This window comes from Alteromonas sp. MmMcT2-2 (assembly GCF_022348305.1).
GTDB classification, from domain to species: domain Bacteria; phylum Pseudomonadota; class Gammaproteobacteria; order Enterobacterales; family Alteromonadaceae; genus Alteromonas; species Alteromonas macleodii.
Map to the genome: position 1 here is coordinate 1 of NZ_JAKRFA010000061.1, position 16,138 is coordinate 16,138.

The window sequence follows — 16,138 nt, forward strand, 5'->3', positions numbered from 1 at the left end:
CGGGTAATACCAGTTCAATCTCCCACGCTGAATCTATACTCTGGTTCCCGCTCGCTGGCATATCAAAAGCAAGCCAGTTATCCTGCTGCGCAAACGGTTCTCTATCATCGCTCAGCTTTTTACGCCACAGATAAAAATTTGATACTGTTAACGCATGCTGTGCACAAAATTCACTGACTGTCAGCTCGCTTTCTGCTTGCTTGTCAACCAACCTTTGCCATTGCTCACGTGTACGTCTTTTTGTTGCCATCAGTAAAGTCTCCGTTAGTAAAATCTACGGAGGCTATTTTACGGAGCAGCTAAATCTGGGGAAGGCGGCCTATATTGATCGCTTACGCTGCACATGACCATATATCCACTCGTGGCTGACAGAATAGCCAATCAACTTACCGACTCCCGCTATCTGCTCAGGGCTCCCCTTCTGTGATAATCCGAATTCAACAAACGCAATGGTCATGTCACAAAGTCGATACTTGGCTGCCAGATGGCGGCGTTTTACTGTTTTGGCATGCGCCACTTCAGGCAGATAGCGACTCTCTTTTAGACGGTTGCGTCTCACTTCTCGGCTTATGGTACTGTGACTGACATTCAACCTTTTACCTATCTCTCGGTAACTTAAACCCTCGCGCAGATAGGCTTCGATCTGGTAACGTTGTCCCTCGATCAACTGCTTGTAACTCATGGTGCTTACTTCTGATTTTTGGCGATTTTAGAATACCACCAACAGGCAGTTGATCATCCATCACCGATTTAACCATGAGTGGTGCACTTGTTATCTGAATTCGGGGGTTGATTTTTTTACATCATAATTTAATCGCGAGAATTCCAAATTATAATTAGACTAAAGTAGCATTGATGGTGAGTGCTTAAAATATAGAATAGCGTTTTTTTTGAATTGGGAGAACGATAAAATTAACGTCTAATTATCTTATACTCAAGGATTTCAATAGCCAATGGGAAGGCAGTGCGACATTCGCTACCATAAATATGTTGCATAATTCATGTTTAAAAAAATTAAATCGTCTGACTTAAATGTCGGAGACATTGTTTTTGTATTCAAAAACTGGTTTTACACTCCATACATAACAAATTTTACAAAAGTAAGATCAAGTAAGGACATTAGAAACCTATCTGCTTACAAAAATCTCTACGTCATAAGCTCAAATAGAAAATCAAAATTAACTAAAAAAAATATCAAATTATTAAAACTAATTTTTGATGAAATAGTTAGTTCTAGATTAATCAATGAAGCGTCAGTAGTTTCACGTATCAACGCAATTGTTTCTCAAGTAATAGCAGGAAAATTTTGTCATATTACGTGCGTCGACTTAATTCGATCTGAAAACGAGCTTTTCAGACGAACATTAAAGCTCGTTTGCTTGACTGCTAGCTTTTGTAACTACATCACGCTCACTAGAAGCAAGACGCTCGAATATTGCAATGCTGCATTTTTGAGTGATATTTCTATGGCAAGGTATCCATTGTTATTGGGTTCTAGGAAGTTAGTCTCGGACTCCCAAAAACAGCTTATTCAAATACATCCTATTGAATCAGCAAAAATTGTTAATGAATCCAACTTATCTAACTCGTTGACAACACTTGTCCTCCAACATCATGAAAACTTTAATGGTACTGGTTATCCTAAAGGCTTAATGGGGCGCCAAATCAAGCTTGGTGCAAGAATTTTAAGAGTTCTAAATACCTACGAAGCAATGACTTCTGGCAGGGGGTATCGGGCCAAAAAGTCACCTTATGAAAGCATTAATGAAATGCAAAATATGGCGATTGCTGAAGTGATCGATCCCGTCATTTTTAAAAAGTTTTGTTTATTTTTGAGGCTATTTCCGAAAGGCGCATGTGTGACTGACTTAGATGGCGCGTCATATTTAGTAAAAGATATGCATGTTGAGAGTGGAAACATAATTGCCTTATCACAGCGACATAAAAAGATAAATATTATCCAAGAATTCAGAATTAAAACTCTAAATTTATAATTTTTATAATTTTTATAAACGTTTTATTCAAGACCAATATCGCTATTCTACATAATATTGTAACTCAATTGGAGTAATGAGTTTATGGCTGAACAAAGTTCAAATATCATTTTTTTCAATCGTGATGATCAATTAAATGATACGGGAAACATGGAAAATATAGTTTCAGAAGATAACTCTTGCAATGAACATTGTTTGAAGTGTTTTTTGTATCCTAATCGTAATTTTTCTATAGAATCTTCTGTTAAATTTGAAGCTGGATTTCTATACACAAATAAGGGTAAGTTCAAGCTCTCTTACTCTGCTGGTAGAGCACTGTGCCTCTTACACAGAAACATTGACGAATTTGTAAGCAAAGAACACATTATGAAGTACGTTTGGGGCAGTCTACCTAGAGTCCAAAATAATGTAAACGTTGTAGTTTCTGAACTCAGAACTGCATTGACGGGCACTAGCCTATGTATCTTAAATCAACGAAAAGTTGGTTATATGTTGACTCGGATGGATTTTTAAATGGAAATATTACTGCCTTTTAGAAGTTTCACTATTGCCAACTCAGAGTACGACTTAGTACCTAGACTAGAGGCTGTCACCAGATCAATCGGCGCTGAAAATAACTACTATGAAATCCTTACTTCTGTATTTCTATCGGAGAGCCAGTTAGATAGCCGGCAGTTTTTTTGTAGTTTTCCGAAAGTGTATTACTTCAGTTATCTCAGAGATGTACTCTCTGAAATGTCTCAGAGAGGTTTAAAGAAAGTCTCATTCAATGTAAATGAGGAATTTCTTAAGTCAGCATATCTAGCCATGTTAGTTGAGGACTTTAGAGGTTTAGAAATTGCACTAGAAATTTCAGAAACAATCGATAGTTCAGAAGAAAATACACAAGCGATCTGGGCTCTAACAGCTCATCCTAATGTATCAATTTGGTTAGACGACTTCGGCTGCGGCTTTTCTAATTTCGATACAATAGAGAAGTGTAACTTTGATGCAATAAAGATATCAAAAGAATTGTTTTGGCGCCTTTTCAACCAAGACAAAAAGTTGCTAAGTTGCCTACTTATCAATCTACGTAAGAAGGCTGGAAGCGTTATTGTCGAAGGAGTGGACTGTTTTGAAAAATATGTATTTTGCAAGGAACTAGACTTGCTAATGCAAGGCTATTTCTTTAGAGAGCAAAAGCAGAAAAAACTTGTTAGGTGAGGCTTTAACATATGCGATGTGCGAATGAAATTAGAGAGTATGTAGAAGGCAATAAGTACCTTACTGATCAAGAGTTGCGTAAGCTTCTTTCTAGATATTTAGACGGGCAATGTATGGTTTCAGCTAATGTATTATCAACGGCAGAGATCGAGTTTATTCAAAGCATGTATCTAGATAGCGGGTCTGATGAGCGTTAAACATATATTTCTTACAATATAGTATTTGTTAAGTAAGCGATCAATATGGACCGTAAGCAGTCTAATTCAGGTCGTTGACAGGTTTCACCAATCCAGCGGCCACCTTGTACTGACGTAGTTTATCTTCAGATGCCACGATAATGGTTTTGCGGTTAAGTTTTAGGGCAATCCCGAAGATTGTCCCATCAGGCCCTTCGATAGTCACTTTCATACCGGGTCGAATACGCGCAATAGCTTCTCGCTCTTGTTGGGCGCGTATTTGGTCAATGCGTTGACAGACCATGTCATTGAGCTGGTACAGCTGTTCCAGAGTGAGGTCGTTGATGTTGATGTTCATGTTCGCGCTTAATTTCGGTGTTGTTGTACATCGGATGTGAGTGGCGTATCGGCAAGCTTATCTTTCCACACTCTGGGGGTGAGGTCTAGAACGTCTTTGGCCGGATGCAGTGCTACACGCTGCAATACATCCACGAGGTAGTGGTAGGGATTGATGCCTTGCAGGCGGCAAGTCACCATCAGGCTTTGCAGTATGCCCAGTTGTTCAGCCCCGAGTTCAGACCAACAGAACAAGTAGTTTTTTCTCCCCATGGGGATTACCCGCAATGCCCGCTCAAGATGATTGGTATCCATGGGTAAAGCAGGATTGCTCAGGAACACCTTGAGTTGGCTTTTTCGTTCATGCGCATAATGGAGTGCCTTGGCGAAGGGAGACTTGGGGAGTAAATCAGTGCGCTGTCGTTGTTGATAAACCCACCGGAAAAAGTCAGTAACGAGTGGCTCACTGTGTTGTTGCCGGTAGGCATAGATATCGGCCAGGTTTAATTGTTTATACCTGATGTGTTTTCCATGCTCGTATTTTCCATATTTTCTTCCTTTCCAAAGCATGTATACCATAAACTAATGTGTTAATTTTTATGTTTTAACCGACAAAGTGTAGCGCTCACAAGGTATTACTTAGAGCATTTTTCACCTGAGATAAACGAATGTAATTTGACGGCTATCATCGATTGAAAATACAATAACTGTACATTTATACAGTTATATGGTTTTATGAAGGTTATCCCAGTAAAAGCGCAAGCAGGGTTAGTAGGATTTGAAAGCCCTGCAGCCGAATACATTGAAATGGAATTGAGTTTAGATGAACTGCTTATCGACAAACCCTCTGCCACATGGATAGGCGTAGCGCAGGGGAATTCAATGGAGCTGGATGGCATTTTTGATGGCGACATTCTTATTATCTCAAGAGCGCAACAAGTGAAACATATGGCCATCATTGTGGCAGTATTAAATGGGGTATTTTGCTGTAAGAAAATTGATATAGAGCGAAGGGCCCTTATTTCGTCTCAGATTGGGGCTAAACCCTATTTCATCAAAGAAGGGGATGATTTCTCGCTCGAGGGCGTGGTGACTCGTTCGGTTAGGATCCACACGCCACTTAATAAGAAAATTGGGGCGTGATGTACTTTCTCTGCGATGCCTCTGGCTTTTACAGTAGTGCTGAAAAGGTGATGCGACCTGATCTTAGAAATAAGCCCGTAGTCACCCTTAGCAATAACGACGGTTGCATTGTCGCGGTTTGCCCTATTGCCAAAAAGCTTGGCATTAAGAAATTTGTTCCGTACTTCCAAGTTAAGGATTTGATTAAAAAGCATGGCGTAGTGGTGACCAGTTCTAACTACGAGCTTATCATTCGCTTAGCACCAAGATGATGGATACTATCAGCCAATTCGCTGATGATATTTATGTCTATTCAATTGATGAACTATTCGCCCAATTTGATACGCATCTTTCCCATGATAGCTGGCTGGATTTAGGAAGAGATATCAGGCGTACAGTATGGAAAGAGGTTCGCTTACCAGTTGGGGCAGGCGGGGGGATAACTCCCACACTTGCTAAAGCAGCGAGTCATGCCGCAAAACGCATACCTGGCTACAATGGTGTCGCTGTCATAGACAGCGAGCAAGAGCGTATCAGCATACTCAAACAAATGGACGTTACGGACGTCTGGGGAATAGGAAACAGGCTAGGGCGAAAATTAAACCTACTTGGTATTCATACTGCCCACCAGCTATCAGTTCAATCACCGGCACGTATGAGGAAACAGTTTTCTATCCTTGTGGAAAACACCGTGAGGGAGCTTAACGGCGAAATTCGAATCAAGTGGGATGACGTCAGGCCCGACAAGCAACAAATATATAGCACACGGACTTTCGGCGCCCGGGTAACTGATAAGAGAGACTTACATAAAGCCTTAGTGGGACATTGTGAGAGCGCTATGCGTAAACTACGCAGGCAAAAAAGTTTAACTAAAGCGATGACGGTATTTGCCTCTAACTCGCCACACGACGATACCGCTTATTACCGCAAGTCGATTTACCACCCGTTTGCGGTCCCGACAATGGACACACGGATTGTTACGAACGCACTCCCTGCCATTATCGACAAAATATTTAAGCCAGGCGTATGCTTTTACCGGTGTGGAGTAGGTATTGTAGAAATCATACCGGCTGCAAACTATCAAGCTGACCTCTTTAGTTTGAATAACGATAACCCAAAGCTGATGAACGTACTTGACGCCGTCAATGATAGATATGGCAAAAGTACCCTTCAGGTGGCTTCAAAAGGGTTTGATAAAAAACATGAGATGAAAAGGCAGTTTTTAACAAAGCGCGCAACTACACGCTGGAGTGATGTGCCACAAATCAAATGCTGATGGCGATAATATTTAAAAAAAATAAGAAACGCGTTCGACACTCAGTTGGAGTGTTTTAAAATATACTGCAGTAGACGGTTGGCACCACCTTGGGCGTTAACCGTCTCTTTTTTCCTTAATAACTCTATTGGCATAACAGTCGTTATATATGAGTGCAACTCTCTAAGGCTATAGTATAGCTGATTATTGACCACTGTTGCTTCACAGTAAGCGTTTAGTGTGGCCTTGAATTTGTCCTTGACTGGCTGCCACTGGTCACTTTCACCCGCTTCAAATATAACTTTGCTTTTGTCAGGCCCATATACGCGTGTGAATAAATTTCTACTTGTTTTGTTCTTGCAATCAAACAACGACTCAAATTCAAATTCTGCAAACCTGCTGACCGCATCGTTTTCATAGCTAATTACCCTGGCGCCCCCCTTATACCTGAGATAATTCTCTTCTTTTACCACCGAGGCAGGATCAAACAGGTCAATTTGTACTGTTAAGCCATCATCTAAATGTGACATCCCTATTATTGCTTTGCCACCCAATAAGGGAGCCTCGTCGAACAAACTGAAAAAACTGCTACTTTCGTTGTTTAACTCATGGGAGATAGCTTCTATAGAAAGACCAAACCCCATGCTAGTTTCATCCCTATGCCTGGACGTTATTATTCCAATCAACTCACCGCTTTTAGAGAATAAGGCCCCGCCACTAGAGCCAGGAGAAACAGCAGCCGTGTGCTGAATTATATTTCCGCGAATTGAAGATATAATCCCATCAGTTATCGACTGGTTGAACCCAACAGGATTGCTTATGACGTAAACTTCCTGGCCTGCATCGATATCAAAAGAAAATTTGAATGGTTTTAATGGAAGGTCTTTTCCCTTGGTGTCAATAGAAACAAAGGCAAGATCTTGGTTCCTACTTAGCTCAGCAGATACGACATTGTACCTTTCATTTCCCACAAGGACGATTGCTTGACTCCCTCCCTTGACAACGTGAGCGTTAGTCATAAACATATTGTTAATTGCGTATATCGCTGTACCTCTCACCACTTCTACATCCATGCCGTTTTTAACGACAATCTCAACTATGTTATTTTTATATTCTTTGTATATAGTCACTGCATCTTGTGCACTGACGGAGTTAATAAAAAACAGCTGAAAGAAAAAAAGCATACTAAGCAAAGTGGTTGGTCGTGTACTCATATAATTAATAACTCCGTTTATTTCCATGTTCATATGCCCTAAGGTGAAGGCTTCACTTAACTAGTGTATTTGCTTTCTCAAAGTTTGTTTCCAAATTAGTAATACGCTTTTTGCCAGCTATTTTTGTTGGTTGCTAATCATTAAGGTACAACTCAGCCATTCCGTCTAACTGACTTTTTACTTGTTTCCAGTTGGGCATCACCTGTGTAAGCAAACGCCAAAACTTCTCACTGTGATTGTGTTCAGCGATATGACACAGCTCGTGCAAAACGACATAGTCAATGCACTCTTTTGGCGCTTTGATAAGGTGCGGGTTAAACAATAAACTGCCGTTTGCCGAGCAACTGCCCCACTGCTTTTTCATCTCCATGATTCGAAATGACGGCGTTTCTTTTACCCACGGTGTTTTTATCACCATTTGCGAAATTCGCTCAGACAACACCTGTTGAGACTTATCCGCGTACCAGCGTTTAAGTAACCCTTTCACCTTAGTCTGCCGAGACATTTCTGCGTCATACAACGCAGCGCTAACCGTCACCTGGAGCTTTCCTCGATAGAGCTTAATGTCCGAACGTTGTGTTTCACTGGGGCTCACTTTCAACACATAGCGACGTCCAAGGTAGAACTGAGTTTCACCACTGACATATTGCCTTGGCAACACCATGGACTGTTGTTCGGCAAACTGCTGTAGATTGTCCCAAATCCAACGGGCACGTTTTGTCACGATTTGATGAATATCATCATTCGAGGCGTCATGTGGCGCTGTCGCCACAACCCTAAGGTCTGGGTGTACCTTTAAGGTGACCTTTCTGCGGGGCGACGTAGAGTCTGCCTGCGACTTGCGCCTGATAATGTCGTATTCAATACGCTCATCACCGTAATGCAATACAGAAGATTCATTGTTGTGGCTGCCTATACGGGCTGCGAGGTGCTTTTGTGTCACGGTATCACTCTTTAGATAACCCAGTACGTGTTATGCGTATTATTTCCTCAACCATTAGCGTGGCATCTTCTAGTCCCACCTCATGAAATAAAAGCGGAAGCGTTTTATTGTGTATTGCGTTTTCAATCTCTGACGGGGTAATGGAAAACTCTGCCACTGCGTCTTTAACAATGTTATCAATGTCAAAGGCGAGCGCAACACGGGTGTCTTCATCTAGGTGTGGCTTGTCATTAAGTGTATCGCCTAAAACATGCGCAAAGAGACCGTAATACGCTTGTGCATGGCGATTACGTTTACCAGTTTCATCAACAAAGCGGTCTGGAATGTCAGCGACCTTGCGTTGTGCGACGTCATTTTCCAGCTCAGCAAACATCAGGTATTGTTTGACGGGGGAATCAAACATCGCTCGTGCATCTTCAATGGCTTGTTTCAGTAGCTTAGAAAAATGGGCCTGTGCATAGGGGTCGTCAGCGAGGTCATCTTGGATCATCTTTGTTACGCGCCCGGTGATTTTATCCGTTTGATTTCGCGCTTCATCGTCGGACATCTTTTCGGGTTCGCGGGTTTTCCCCATCTCGCCGATAAGATACACGCCATCTGATTCCGTGATCTCAACACCTGAAATGTGTCTGTCTAGAAGTTGCCTTATATCTTCGGCATATGCATCATAATTGACCGTTTCTTCTGAGAGTTCTTTGACCTTTTGACGTATCTCGACAAACGCTTTCAAATCGCGCTTGTATAGGTCACGGGTTTTATCAAACGACTTATCGTCAAAGTATGACGTCGATTGTAATGCGACTTTCATGCAATTGGAGAATGCAGTGAGTGCGGCGTAGAAGTCTTGGCGCTTTTTTAAGTTAGTGTCAGTCAGTTGGCCATCAATATCTTCAATTTTGGGGGACAATGCCTGACTCAGTGCAGCAGGCTGTTGTTTGTTTTTGACACCATCAAATATCGCCCAGACGTCGCTGTGTAATGTGGGGAGCTTTTTATACTCGGTTTCCATTGAGCTATAGAGGCCTTGGATATCTTCAATGTCAAAGCCGCCTTGGGTACGCTCAGCGAGGTCTTGATACTTCTCAATGGTGGTATCCAATTCTTTGAGGATGCCGCGATAGTCGATGAGGTAGCCGAAGTCTTTGTCTTGATACAGGCGGTTCACTCGTGCAATGGCTTGGATGAGATTGTGCTCTTTTAAGGGCTTATCGATATACAGCACCGTATTTTTAGGCTCGTCAAAGCCCGTCAGGAGCTTATCCACCACAATCATGATGTCTGGACCGTCTACATGACTGTAATCTTCTATGATGGCTTTGGTGTAGGCTTTTTCATCCATCTTACCGATGTTGTCCTTCCACCAGTTTTGCACGATGTCTTTGCTTTCTTGGTCAACCGCTTCATGACCTTCGCGGGTATCCGGTGGTGACATGGCCACAACGGACGTCACCCGCCCCAACTTATCTAATGCTTTTTTATAGCGTATGGCTGATGCTTTAGAGTCACAGGCAAGCTGCCCCTTCAATCCTTTGTATTTAAAGTTCTGAAAGTGCTCAGAAATGTCGTAAGCAATCAGGCGAATGCGGTCTTCAGTTTGGTATACCTGTCCTTTTTGTGAAAACTTCTTCTTTAAATCCGCTTTTTGCTTATCGGATAGTGTTTTGGTGCTTCGTTCGAACCAGGCATCAATGGCTTTATCCTGCACGGCTAATTCAGGTATGCGTTCTTCATACAACAAAGGCGTAACAGTTTTATCCTCTACCGCTTGCTGCATGGTATAAGAGTGAATGATTTTACCGAATTTGTTCTCTGTTTTATCGTCTTTCAGTAATGGTGTGCCGGTGAAGGCGACAAACGCGGCATTGGGCAGGGTTTGCTGCATACGGATATTGTTTTCACCGTTTTGACTGCGGTGGCCTTCATCCACCAGCACAAGAATATTCGGGCTATCATTGAAGCACTCCTCGTGCTTTATGGCAGAGCCGAATTTATTGATAATGGAGAAGATAACGCGTTCGTTACCTTGACCGATTTGCTGGGCAAGTCGTTTACCTGATGTGGCCATGGCATCTTTTTTATCTCTGTCAGTTAACACGCCACCAGAGGCAAAGGTACGACTCAGTTGGTCTTCCAAGTCCACGCGGTCAGTAACGATAATCACGCGACATTGCGCAAGGGCTTCAAGCCATATCAGAGCTTTTGATAAAAACACCATAGTGAATGACTTACCACTGCCCGTAGTATGCCAAATCACACCGCCTTCACGAGAGCCGGACTTATCAAACGAACTAATACGCTCTATCAATGCTTTGATACCAAATACCTGCTGGTACCGCGCCACAATTTTCCCCGCTTTTTTATCAAAAAGCGTAAACAGACGACTCATTTCAAGTAGGCGGTCTGGCCTTAGTAGGCTGATAAGCAGTCGGTCTTGGTCCGTTACCGCGAGCTCTCCTGCATTCAATAGTGATAAGAATTCAGTTTTTACATGTGCAGGGCGGTGGTTAAGCAGTAAATCGAGCTTATCTTGAGCAAGTGGTTTATTGATGAGGGCGCTAAATTCAGCCTCCGTAATCAGCTCTTCTTTCCACTTTGCCCAAAACTTTTCTTTCGTCCCGGTGGTGCCATACAAGCCATCATACCCATTAATGGATAGCAGCAATTGACTGTACGCAAATAAATGCGGAATCTCATCGTGCCCCTGATTGCGTAAATGCTGGGAGATACCTGCTGACGTGGTGAGCTTTCCTGTCTTTGCATCATTAGGGCGCTTGGCCTCAATTACCGCAAGCGGTAAGCCATTTACAAAGCATACGATGTCGGGAATGCGTCGCCCGGTAGCAGGGGCGGTTTGTACCACATACTCTTCCGTAAAGTGAAATGCGTTTTCTGTGAGCGTATTCCAATCAATTAACTTTATTGTGGGCGAGGCTTTTTTGCCGTCAATAAACTCGGTAACACTCACCCCGTACATGAGGGCGTCATAGATGCTCTCATTGGCCGTCAGTAGCCCTAAGTTCATCGCAGGGCTAAGTTGGTGGATGACTTTATCAATAGCTGCTTCAGATAACGGGTACGTTTTTCCCTGAAAGGAAAAGGTTTGCTTGGCTAAAAATTGTCGCAAAATAGGAAGCAGGATGACTTGCTGGGTACTTTTATTGGTATCGCCTGATAAGTTGCCTCTGAGTGTCTCGCACTCAGCAGGAGGAATGAAGGTATAGCCCAAATTGGTCAGCAGCGTGAGTGCGGGAAGTTTTGCACTAAATTCTTCGTTGAAGTTGGCTGCCATTCTGCGGTTGTCTTCCATTACGTCTATTCTCTCCATTTGTTAGCGCTTCAGAGATGTAGCTTATGACTTTAAGATACCAAGCCCTTGCTATGAAGGCGAGTACATTACCGACGAAGAACTACTGAAGTAACCTCCACTTGCTTGCGCCTAGTTTTAACGCTCAGCCAAGGAAAGCGTTCTGCCCTCATACTCATGCAGCGAAATGCCTTGCTCTGTTTTCCAGTCAACCCAGCCGTTTGAGGAACCCAGTAACAGAAAGCCGGATGCGCCACTGGGCGTTTTAAACAAGTAATCACGCTCAAACACAATGTGACCGCCTGATAGCGAGATAACACCTTTGCTTAGTAATTTTTCGCGAATTTCTACCATGCGGTTATCGGTTTTGCGCTTGGTTTCATAAGACGCCGTCGAGCCTTTCAACACCACCATGCCCTCATTAGTATAAATCTCCTTCGCGTTAACCGATGCACGGTTACACACAAATACCTGTTCAGCTTGGGTAGGTGATTGGTCAGTCAGCGGTTCAAACAGCGGGTAACCCAATGTCGCTAACAGCAGACTGCCTATCTCATGAATTTCATCACAATCGGCTTTGAGCGGAATGGGCGTGTGGGGCTTTTGTCCGCCATTACCATTTAATAACTCATATCGCTGGCACTGACGGGCTTTTTCAATCGACAACGACTCCAAATACAACACATGAGTTTGAGTGAGGTTATTGGTCAGTGACACTAACACCAACGCTCGCTCCCAGTCTTTTTTCTCATCTTTGTGATGTTGAGTGAGCCTTGCGCCCACATCGCCCGATTGCCCAATGTATATCTCGTCTTTGCTATCGCCAGACACTAAGAAGTAAAGCCCAACCTGCTTGGCTTCCGGCATTTTGACAAATTCAGCGATATCACTTCTAGGTACTTCAATAACGCGGATAATCGACGTAGTTTGTTCTGCTATGCGAATACCCGCAGGGTCGCCCGTCGGCAAAAATATCTGAATGGTGCGGGGTCGCTTTGGGGTCATTATGCCACCACCTCATTATCCACTTTGACTCTACGCTTGCCGGTTAACAGTTGCTGCATCAGCGCCTTTTTCTCTTGTTTGAAGTCAGCAAGTTGCTGTTCTAATATCTCGATTTCTTTGTCTGCATTGGTCAATACTGAGGCAATCTTTTTTTGTTCAGCTATATGAGGAAGATGTATCATGCCTTTTTTAATGTCTTTAGTTCCCATATTGGCTTGGACACCTGAGGCAGACACGGCTATTGAATATTTACGCCACCTCGACTCATTAGATAAATACTTCAAGAATATAGAATCAATCTTATTACTTAATTTGAGTAAGCCGACTCGCTGATTGAGATAAAAAGTTTTATCAACATCAACAATTGTCATTCTGCCAATTAGGTTTTTATCTGGCGTGACATCCGTCATTGCTATTAACAAATCACCTAATTTAATCTTGTATTTTTCTAGAGCATCATCATCTTCCCAGAAGTTCTGTTTTAGCTGTCTTTCATCAAAGTTACCGTCCAATGAAATGTTGCCCATAGTGATGATTGGTATTCCATGATTTTTATAATTGGATGCTGTAAAAGCATACCCGTTTACAAATTCTTCAATTAGTTCACCAAGCTTAACCTCTTCCCACTCCCCCTCAAACGGTTTACGTGAATCATCAAGCAGACGCTTTTTACCTGTGAGCAATTGTTGCATGAGGGCTTTTTTCTGCTGTTTGCTGTTGTCGATTAGGCGCTCGGTGGTGTTAATTGCTTTATCCCAAGTGGATAGGATTTTGGCGATTTTGCGTTGTTCTTCGAGAGGTGGTAGAGCAAGTTTTACTTTTCTTAGCTCCTCCAGAGAAATTTCTTTAAATGTAGAACCCTTACTCAATGCATTAATTCTATTTAGAATTGGCGTGCTAGCCAATTTATAATATACAAACTTGGTATCGTTTTTATCATTTACGGAAATTCGGGCTGTACCCTGCGTTAAGTTGGCTTCCTGCAAGCTTGTTGGAACGATACTTGTTCGAGCAATATTTCCACGTAAAGAAAATACAATGTCATTAGGGTGTACAGATGAACGCCTGTACTTGTGATGAATTTCCTTGGCTGTTCTTTGTAGTGAATCAACATCTATTTCACCACCTACATCAGCACTTTTAATATAAGGAATGCCATCTTTAACATTGGGACCAGCTTGTACTATCCCATATGATATTTTTTCTTTTGTAATCTCGCTTAAAGCGAGTGTGTTCCATCCACTAGGCACCATAACCCAACTCCTTCAAATAGCTTTCCATTTCTGCTTCAAGGCTTTGCATTTCACTTTTCAGTTGTAGGCGTTCAGTGCGCACTGCCACTAAATCAATCTCCGCTTCTTCTTCAAAGGTATCAACGTAACGAGGGATGTTTAGGTTGAAGTCGTTTTCTTTAATTTCATCAAAACTGGCTAGATATGCGTATTTATCAACGCTTTCACGCGCTTTGTAGGTATCAATTACTTTTTGAATGTTTTCTTCGGTCAGCTGGTTTTGGTTTTTGCCTGATTTGAACTCGCGACTGGCATCGATAAACAATACGTTTTTGTCCGTTTTTTGCTTTTTGAAGACCAAAATGGCGGCTGGAATGCCCGTGCCAAAGAACAACTTTTCTGGTAAGCCGATGACGGTATCTAGCAAGTTTTCTTCAATGAGCTGTTGGCGAATCTTGCCCTCGCTCGATGCCCTGAATAACACGCCATGGGGCACAACTACTGCCATTCTGCCTGTTTCAGGCTTGAGCGTTTCAATCATGTGGGTGATAAACGCGTAGTCACCTTTAGTCTTTGGCGGAACGCCTCTGCGGAAGCGGCCAAATGGATCGTTACTGGCATCATCATGGCCCCACTTATCCAAAGAAAAAGGAGGATTTGCAGTGACCACATCAAAGTGCAATAAGCCTTTACCGTCTTTATCTAACAGGAGTGGGTTACGTATAGTATCGCCCCATTCGATTTTGTGGTTGTCCTCGCCATGTAAGAACATATTCATTTTAGCCAATGCCCATGTCGAGCCAATAGCTTCTTGTCCGTACAATGCGTATTTTTTTGAACCTGAATTTTTGCGCACCATAGCGCCACATTTTAAAAGCAATGAACCACTCCCTGTGCAAGGGTCGCAAATATCATCGCCTTCACCGGGCTCTAACACAGTTGCAAGGAGCGTCGAGACCTCTGGGGGCGTATAGTACTCGCCAGCGGTGGCGCCACTGCCAGCAGCAAAGTGTTTGATAAGGTATTCATAGGCATTACCGATGATATCAAGGCTGCCTACGCGCTCTGTGCTCAGGTTTAATATGTCCTTACCAAAGTCTTCGAGTAGATGACGCAGTAAGTCGTTCTTTTGTTTCTCTTGGCCTAAGCGGTCCGTATTGAAACTGATGTCTTGGAAGACGTTTTTAAGCTTACTGCCGTTCGCTTCTTCAATGGCATGTAACGCTTTGTCGATACGGTCGCCATTGCCGGGCTCATAACGCTTTTCATATAAATCCCAAAAGCTTGCGCCCTCAGGTAACACAAAGCGTTGCTTCGACATCATTGCATGGATGAGTTCAGGGTTATCCCCGTATTGCTGCACTAAACGGTTATAGTCATCCTTATACACGTCCGAGATATACTTTAAAAAAAGCATGGTAAGAATGAAGTCTTTATAGGTATCGGCACTGATAACGCCGCGGAACGTGTCACAAGCCGCCCATACGGCTTTGTTGATATCGTCCTGATTGATTTGCATAGAAGTACTCATGGTGTAAATCTTTTCCTTTTGTTTTTAGCGGACGAAGACTACTTCGTCGATATGTTTTGTTCAATGATACTGATGAAAAGGAGTCCTGCTACTTTTCCGACATAAATGATTTAAGTGAAGGGTCGGCCACCAGCCAGACCCCCCGAGATTCATTATAAATAAGGTCCTGCTCAGCCAAGCGCGTCAGCGATGCGCCAATCAGTGGATTACTGGGGCGCTTACCCAATTCAAATTCAAGCACACTTTTCGTTTCATCCGTGTAAAGACCTTTGTCCCAGTCCTTGGCCAGTAATTTAAGTAGCACTTTATCGAGTGGATTCAGTTGCTCAATGGACTTAGCAAATTCACTACGCTCATTTAATAAGTAACGCTGGTCATGCTCATTAAAACCGACTTGTATATCATATATCCCTTCAAGCGCCATGAATTTAAGCATTTCAGAGAACCGCGCTGGATGAAACTGCTGGTGCCTAAAGATCGAGAAAGCAGTTTTCTCATCGAGTTCACGTCCACCGGTGACAGATTTAAATACATCCAGCTGGTGGACAACGAAATCTCTGTCCAGTTGCGGAAAAGGGATAGTCTGACTTGCATCATAGAAGGGGACTTTGGTGTTTTTAAAAAGCTTATTTAGCCCTTCCTGTGATGAGCCGGTGAAAATGGCTTTTATAAATCTTTTCACCTTTAATTCATAATTATATATCTTAAATATAAAACGATATTAAATACTGAGGGATCCCCACGAATTTAGCATGTAATCTTGCTCATGCAAGCTTCAGCGGTGAGTTCATCAAGCCAGCGGATCGTCTTTTTCCACTGATGC

The 16,138-nt window shown here is 42.8% G+C and carries 16 protein-coding genes and 1 pseudogene; 6 read left to right on the forward strand and 11 right to left on the reverse strand.

Features of this window, described 5'->3' with window-relative positions; genetic code table 11:
• A partial coding sequence (locus tag MHM99_RS19350) for a transposase (RefSeq protein ID WP_239220328.1) occupies positions 1-250 on the reverse strand: 250 nt, incomplete at its 3' end.
• 69 nt (positions 251-319) lie between these two features.
• Positions 320-682 (reverse strand): helix-turn-helix domain-containing protein, encoded by a 363-nt coding sequence (locus MHM99_RS19355; protein WP_239220329.1) that lies wholly within the window; start codon positions 680-682, stop codon positions 320-322.
• A gap of 319 nt (positions 683-1,001) precedes the next feature.
• On the opposite strand from MHM99_RS19355, the gene MHM99_RS19360 reads away from it, so the two are divergent.
• The 4 genes from MHM99_RS19360 to MHM99_RS19375 all read left to right on the forward strand — a co-directional run bounded on the left by MHM99_RS19360 (position 1,002) and on the right by MHM99_RS19375 (position 3,394).
• Complete coding sequence (locus tag MHM99_RS19360) at positions 1,002-1,994, forward strand: HD domain-containing phosphohydrolase (protein WP_202942930.1); 993 nt, start codon at positions 1,002-1,004, stop codon at positions 1,992-1,994.
• An 84-nt stretch (positions 1,995-2,078) separates the two neighbouring features.
• Positions 2,079-2,507, forward strand: coding sequence for a winged helix-turn-helix domain-containing protein (locus MHM99_RS19365; protein ID WP_239220330.1), 429 nt, complete (start codon positions 2,079-2,081; stop codon positions 2,505-2,507).
• Positions 2,508-3,197, forward strand: a complete 690-nt coding sequence (locus MHM99_RS19370) for an EAL domain-containing protein (RefSeq protein ID WP_239220331.1) — start codon at positions 2,508-2,510, stop codon at positions 3,195-3,197. It begins immediately after the preceding gene.
• Positions 3,198-3,208: 11 nt separating this feature from the next.
• Positions 3,209-3,394 (forward strand): hypothetical protein, encoded by a 186-nt coding sequence (locus tag MHM99_RS19375; protein WP_202942927.1) that lies wholly within the window; start codon positions 3,209-3,211, stop codon positions 3,392-3,394.
• A 61-nt stretch (positions 3,395-3,455) separates the two neighbouring features.
• On the opposite strand, the gene MHM99_RS19380 is transcribed toward MHM99_RS19375, so the two are convergent.
• Together MHM99_RS19380 and MHM99_RS19385 are read right to left on the reverse strand one after the other, a co-directional pair.
• A complete protein-coding gene (locus MHM99_RS19380) occupies positions 3,456-3,731 on the reverse strand; it encodes a hypothetical protein (RefSeq protein ID WP_232380375.1) in 276 nt (91 codons plus the stop codon).
• Positions 3,732-3,739: 8 nt separating this feature from the next.
• Positions 3,740-4,279 (reverse strand): transposase, encoded by a 540-nt coding sequence (locus MHM99_RS19385; protein ID WP_239220332.1) that lies wholly within the window; start codon positions 4,277-4,279, stop codon positions 3,740-3,742.
• 165 nt (positions 4,280-4,444) lie between these two features.
• On the opposite strand from MHM99_RS19385, the gene MHM99_RS19390 reads away from it, so the two are divergent.
• Positions 4,445-4,852 (forward strand): S24 family peptidase, encoded by a 408-nt coding sequence (locus MHM99_RS19390; RefSeq protein WP_239220333.1) that lies wholly within the window; start codon positions 4,445-4,447, stop codon positions 4,850-4,852.
• A pseudogene (locus tag MHM99_RS19395) lies at positions 4,852-6,107 on the forward strand (Y-family DNA polymerase). Before MHM99_RS19390 ends, MHM99_RS19395 begins: the two are co-directional and overlap by 1 nt.
• A gap of 41 nt (positions 6,108-6,148) precedes the next feature.
• Here the strand turns inward: MHM99_RS19395 and MHM99_RS19400 are convergent.
• The 7 genes from MHM99_RS19400 to MHM99_RS19430 all read right to left on the reverse strand — a co-directional run bounded on the left by MHM99_RS19400 (position 6,149) and on the right by MHM99_RS19430 (position 15,997).
• Positions 6,149-7,327 carry a serine protease gene (locus MHM99_RS19400; protein WP_239220334.1) on the reverse strand — a complete coding sequence of 393 codons (1,179 nt, stop codon included), beginning with the start codon at positions 7,325-7,327 and terminating at the stop codon, positions 6,149-6,151.
• A 106-nt stretch (positions 7,328-7,433) separates the two neighbouring features.
• Positions 7,434-8,243, reverse strand: coding sequence for a SprT family zinc-dependent metalloprotease (locus MHM99_RS19405; RefSeq protein WP_239220335.1), 810 nt, complete (start codon positions 8,241-8,243; stop codon positions 7,434-7,436).
• Between the two features lie 4 nt (positions 8,244-8,247).
• Positions 8,248-11,568: an HsdR family type I site-specific deoxyribonuclease gene (locus tag MHM99_RS19410; RefSeq protein WP_239220336.1), complete on the reverse strand. Its 3,321-nt coding sequence runs from the start codon at positions 11,566-11,568 to the stop codon at positions 8,248-8,250.
• A 117-nt stretch (positions 11,569-11,685) separates the two neighbouring features.
• Positions 11,686-12,552 (reverse strand): GIY-YIG nuclease family protein, encoded by an 867-nt coding sequence (locus tag MHM99_RS19415; protein ID WP_239220337.1) that lies wholly within the window; start codon positions 12,550-12,552, stop codon positions 11,686-11,688.
• The gene (locus tag MHM99_RS19420) at positions 12,552-13,805 is read right to left on the reverse strand and encodes a restriction endonuclease subunit S (RefSeq protein ID WP_239220338.1); all 1,254 of its coding nucleotides are present in this window, start codon (positions 13,803-13,805) and stop codon (positions 12,552-12,554) included. The genes MHM99_RS19415 and MHM99_RS19420 overlap by 1 nt, the downstream gene beginning before the upstream one ends.
• Positions 13,795-15,315: a type I restriction-modification system subunit M gene (locus tag MHM99_RS19425; protein WP_239220339.1), complete on the reverse strand. Its 1,521-nt coding sequence runs from the start codon at positions 15,313-15,315 to the stop codon at positions 13,795-13,797. Before MHM99_RS19425 ends, MHM99_RS19420 begins: the two co-directional genes overlap by 11 nt.
• Before the next feature lie 88 nt (positions 15,316-15,403).
• Positions 15,404-15,997, reverse strand: a complete 594-nt coding sequence (locus MHM99_RS19430) for a hypothetical protein (RefSeq protein WP_239220340.1) — start codon at positions 15,995-15,997, stop codon at positions 15,404-15,406.
• Positions 15,998-16,138 lie beyond the last annotated feature (141 nt).

Excerpts from the sequence above, each read along its gene's own strand:
- MHM99_RS19400 (WP_239220334.1), bottom strand. The coding sequence starts at position 7,327 with ATGGAAATAAACGGAGTTATTAATTATATGAGTACACGACCAACCACT.
- MHM99_RS19380 (WP_232380375.1), bottom strand. The coding sequence starts at position 3,731 with ATGAACATCAACATCAACGACCTCACTCTGGAACAGCTGTACCAGCTC.
- MHM99_RS19390 (WP_239220333.1), top strand. The coding sequence starts at position 4,445 with ATGAAGGTTATCCCAGTAAAAGCGCAAGCAGGGTTAGTAGGATTTGAA.
- MHM99_RS19370 (WP_239220331.1), top strand. The coding sequence starts at position 2,508 with ATGGAAATATTACTGCCTTTTAGAAGTTTCACTATTGCCAACTCAGAG.
- MHM99_RS19355 (WP_239220329.1), bottom strand. The coding sequence starts at position 682 with ATGAGTTACAAGCAGTTGATCGAGGGACAACGTTACCAGATCGAAGCC.
- MHM99_RS19360 (WP_202942930.1), top strand. The coding sequence starts at position 1,002 with ATGTTTAAAAAAATTAAATCGTCTGACTTAAATGTCGGAGACATTGTT.
- MHM99_RS19415 (WP_239220337.1), bottom strand. The coding sequence starts at position 12,552 with ATGACCCCAAAGCGACCCCGCACCATTCAGATATTTTTGCCGACGGGC.
- MHM99_RS19385 (WP_239220332.1), bottom strand. The coding sequence starts at position 4,279 with ATGCTTTGGAAAGGAAGAAAATATGGAAAATACGAGCATGGAAAACAC.
- MHM99_RS19420 (WP_239220338.1), bottom strand. The coding sequence starts at position 13,805 with ATGGTGCCTAGTGGATGGAACACACTCGCTTTAAGCGAGATTACAAAA.
- MHM99_RS19375 (WP_202942927.1), top strand. The coding sequence starts at position 3,209 with ATGCGATGTGCGAATGAAATTAGAGAGTATGTAGAAGGCAATAAGTAC.
- MHM99_RS19365 (WP_239220330.1), top strand. The coding sequence starts at position 2,079 with ATGGCTGAACAAAGTTCAAATATCATTTTTTTCAATCGTGATGATCAA.
- MHM99_RS19425 (WP_239220339.1), bottom strand. The coding sequence starts at position 15,315 with ATGAGTACTTCTATGCAAATCAATCAGGACGATATCAACAAAGCCGTA.
- MHM99_RS19410 (WP_239220336.1), bottom strand. The coding sequence starts at position 11,568 with ATGGAGAGAATAGACGTAATGGAAGACAACCGCAGAATGGCAGCCAAC.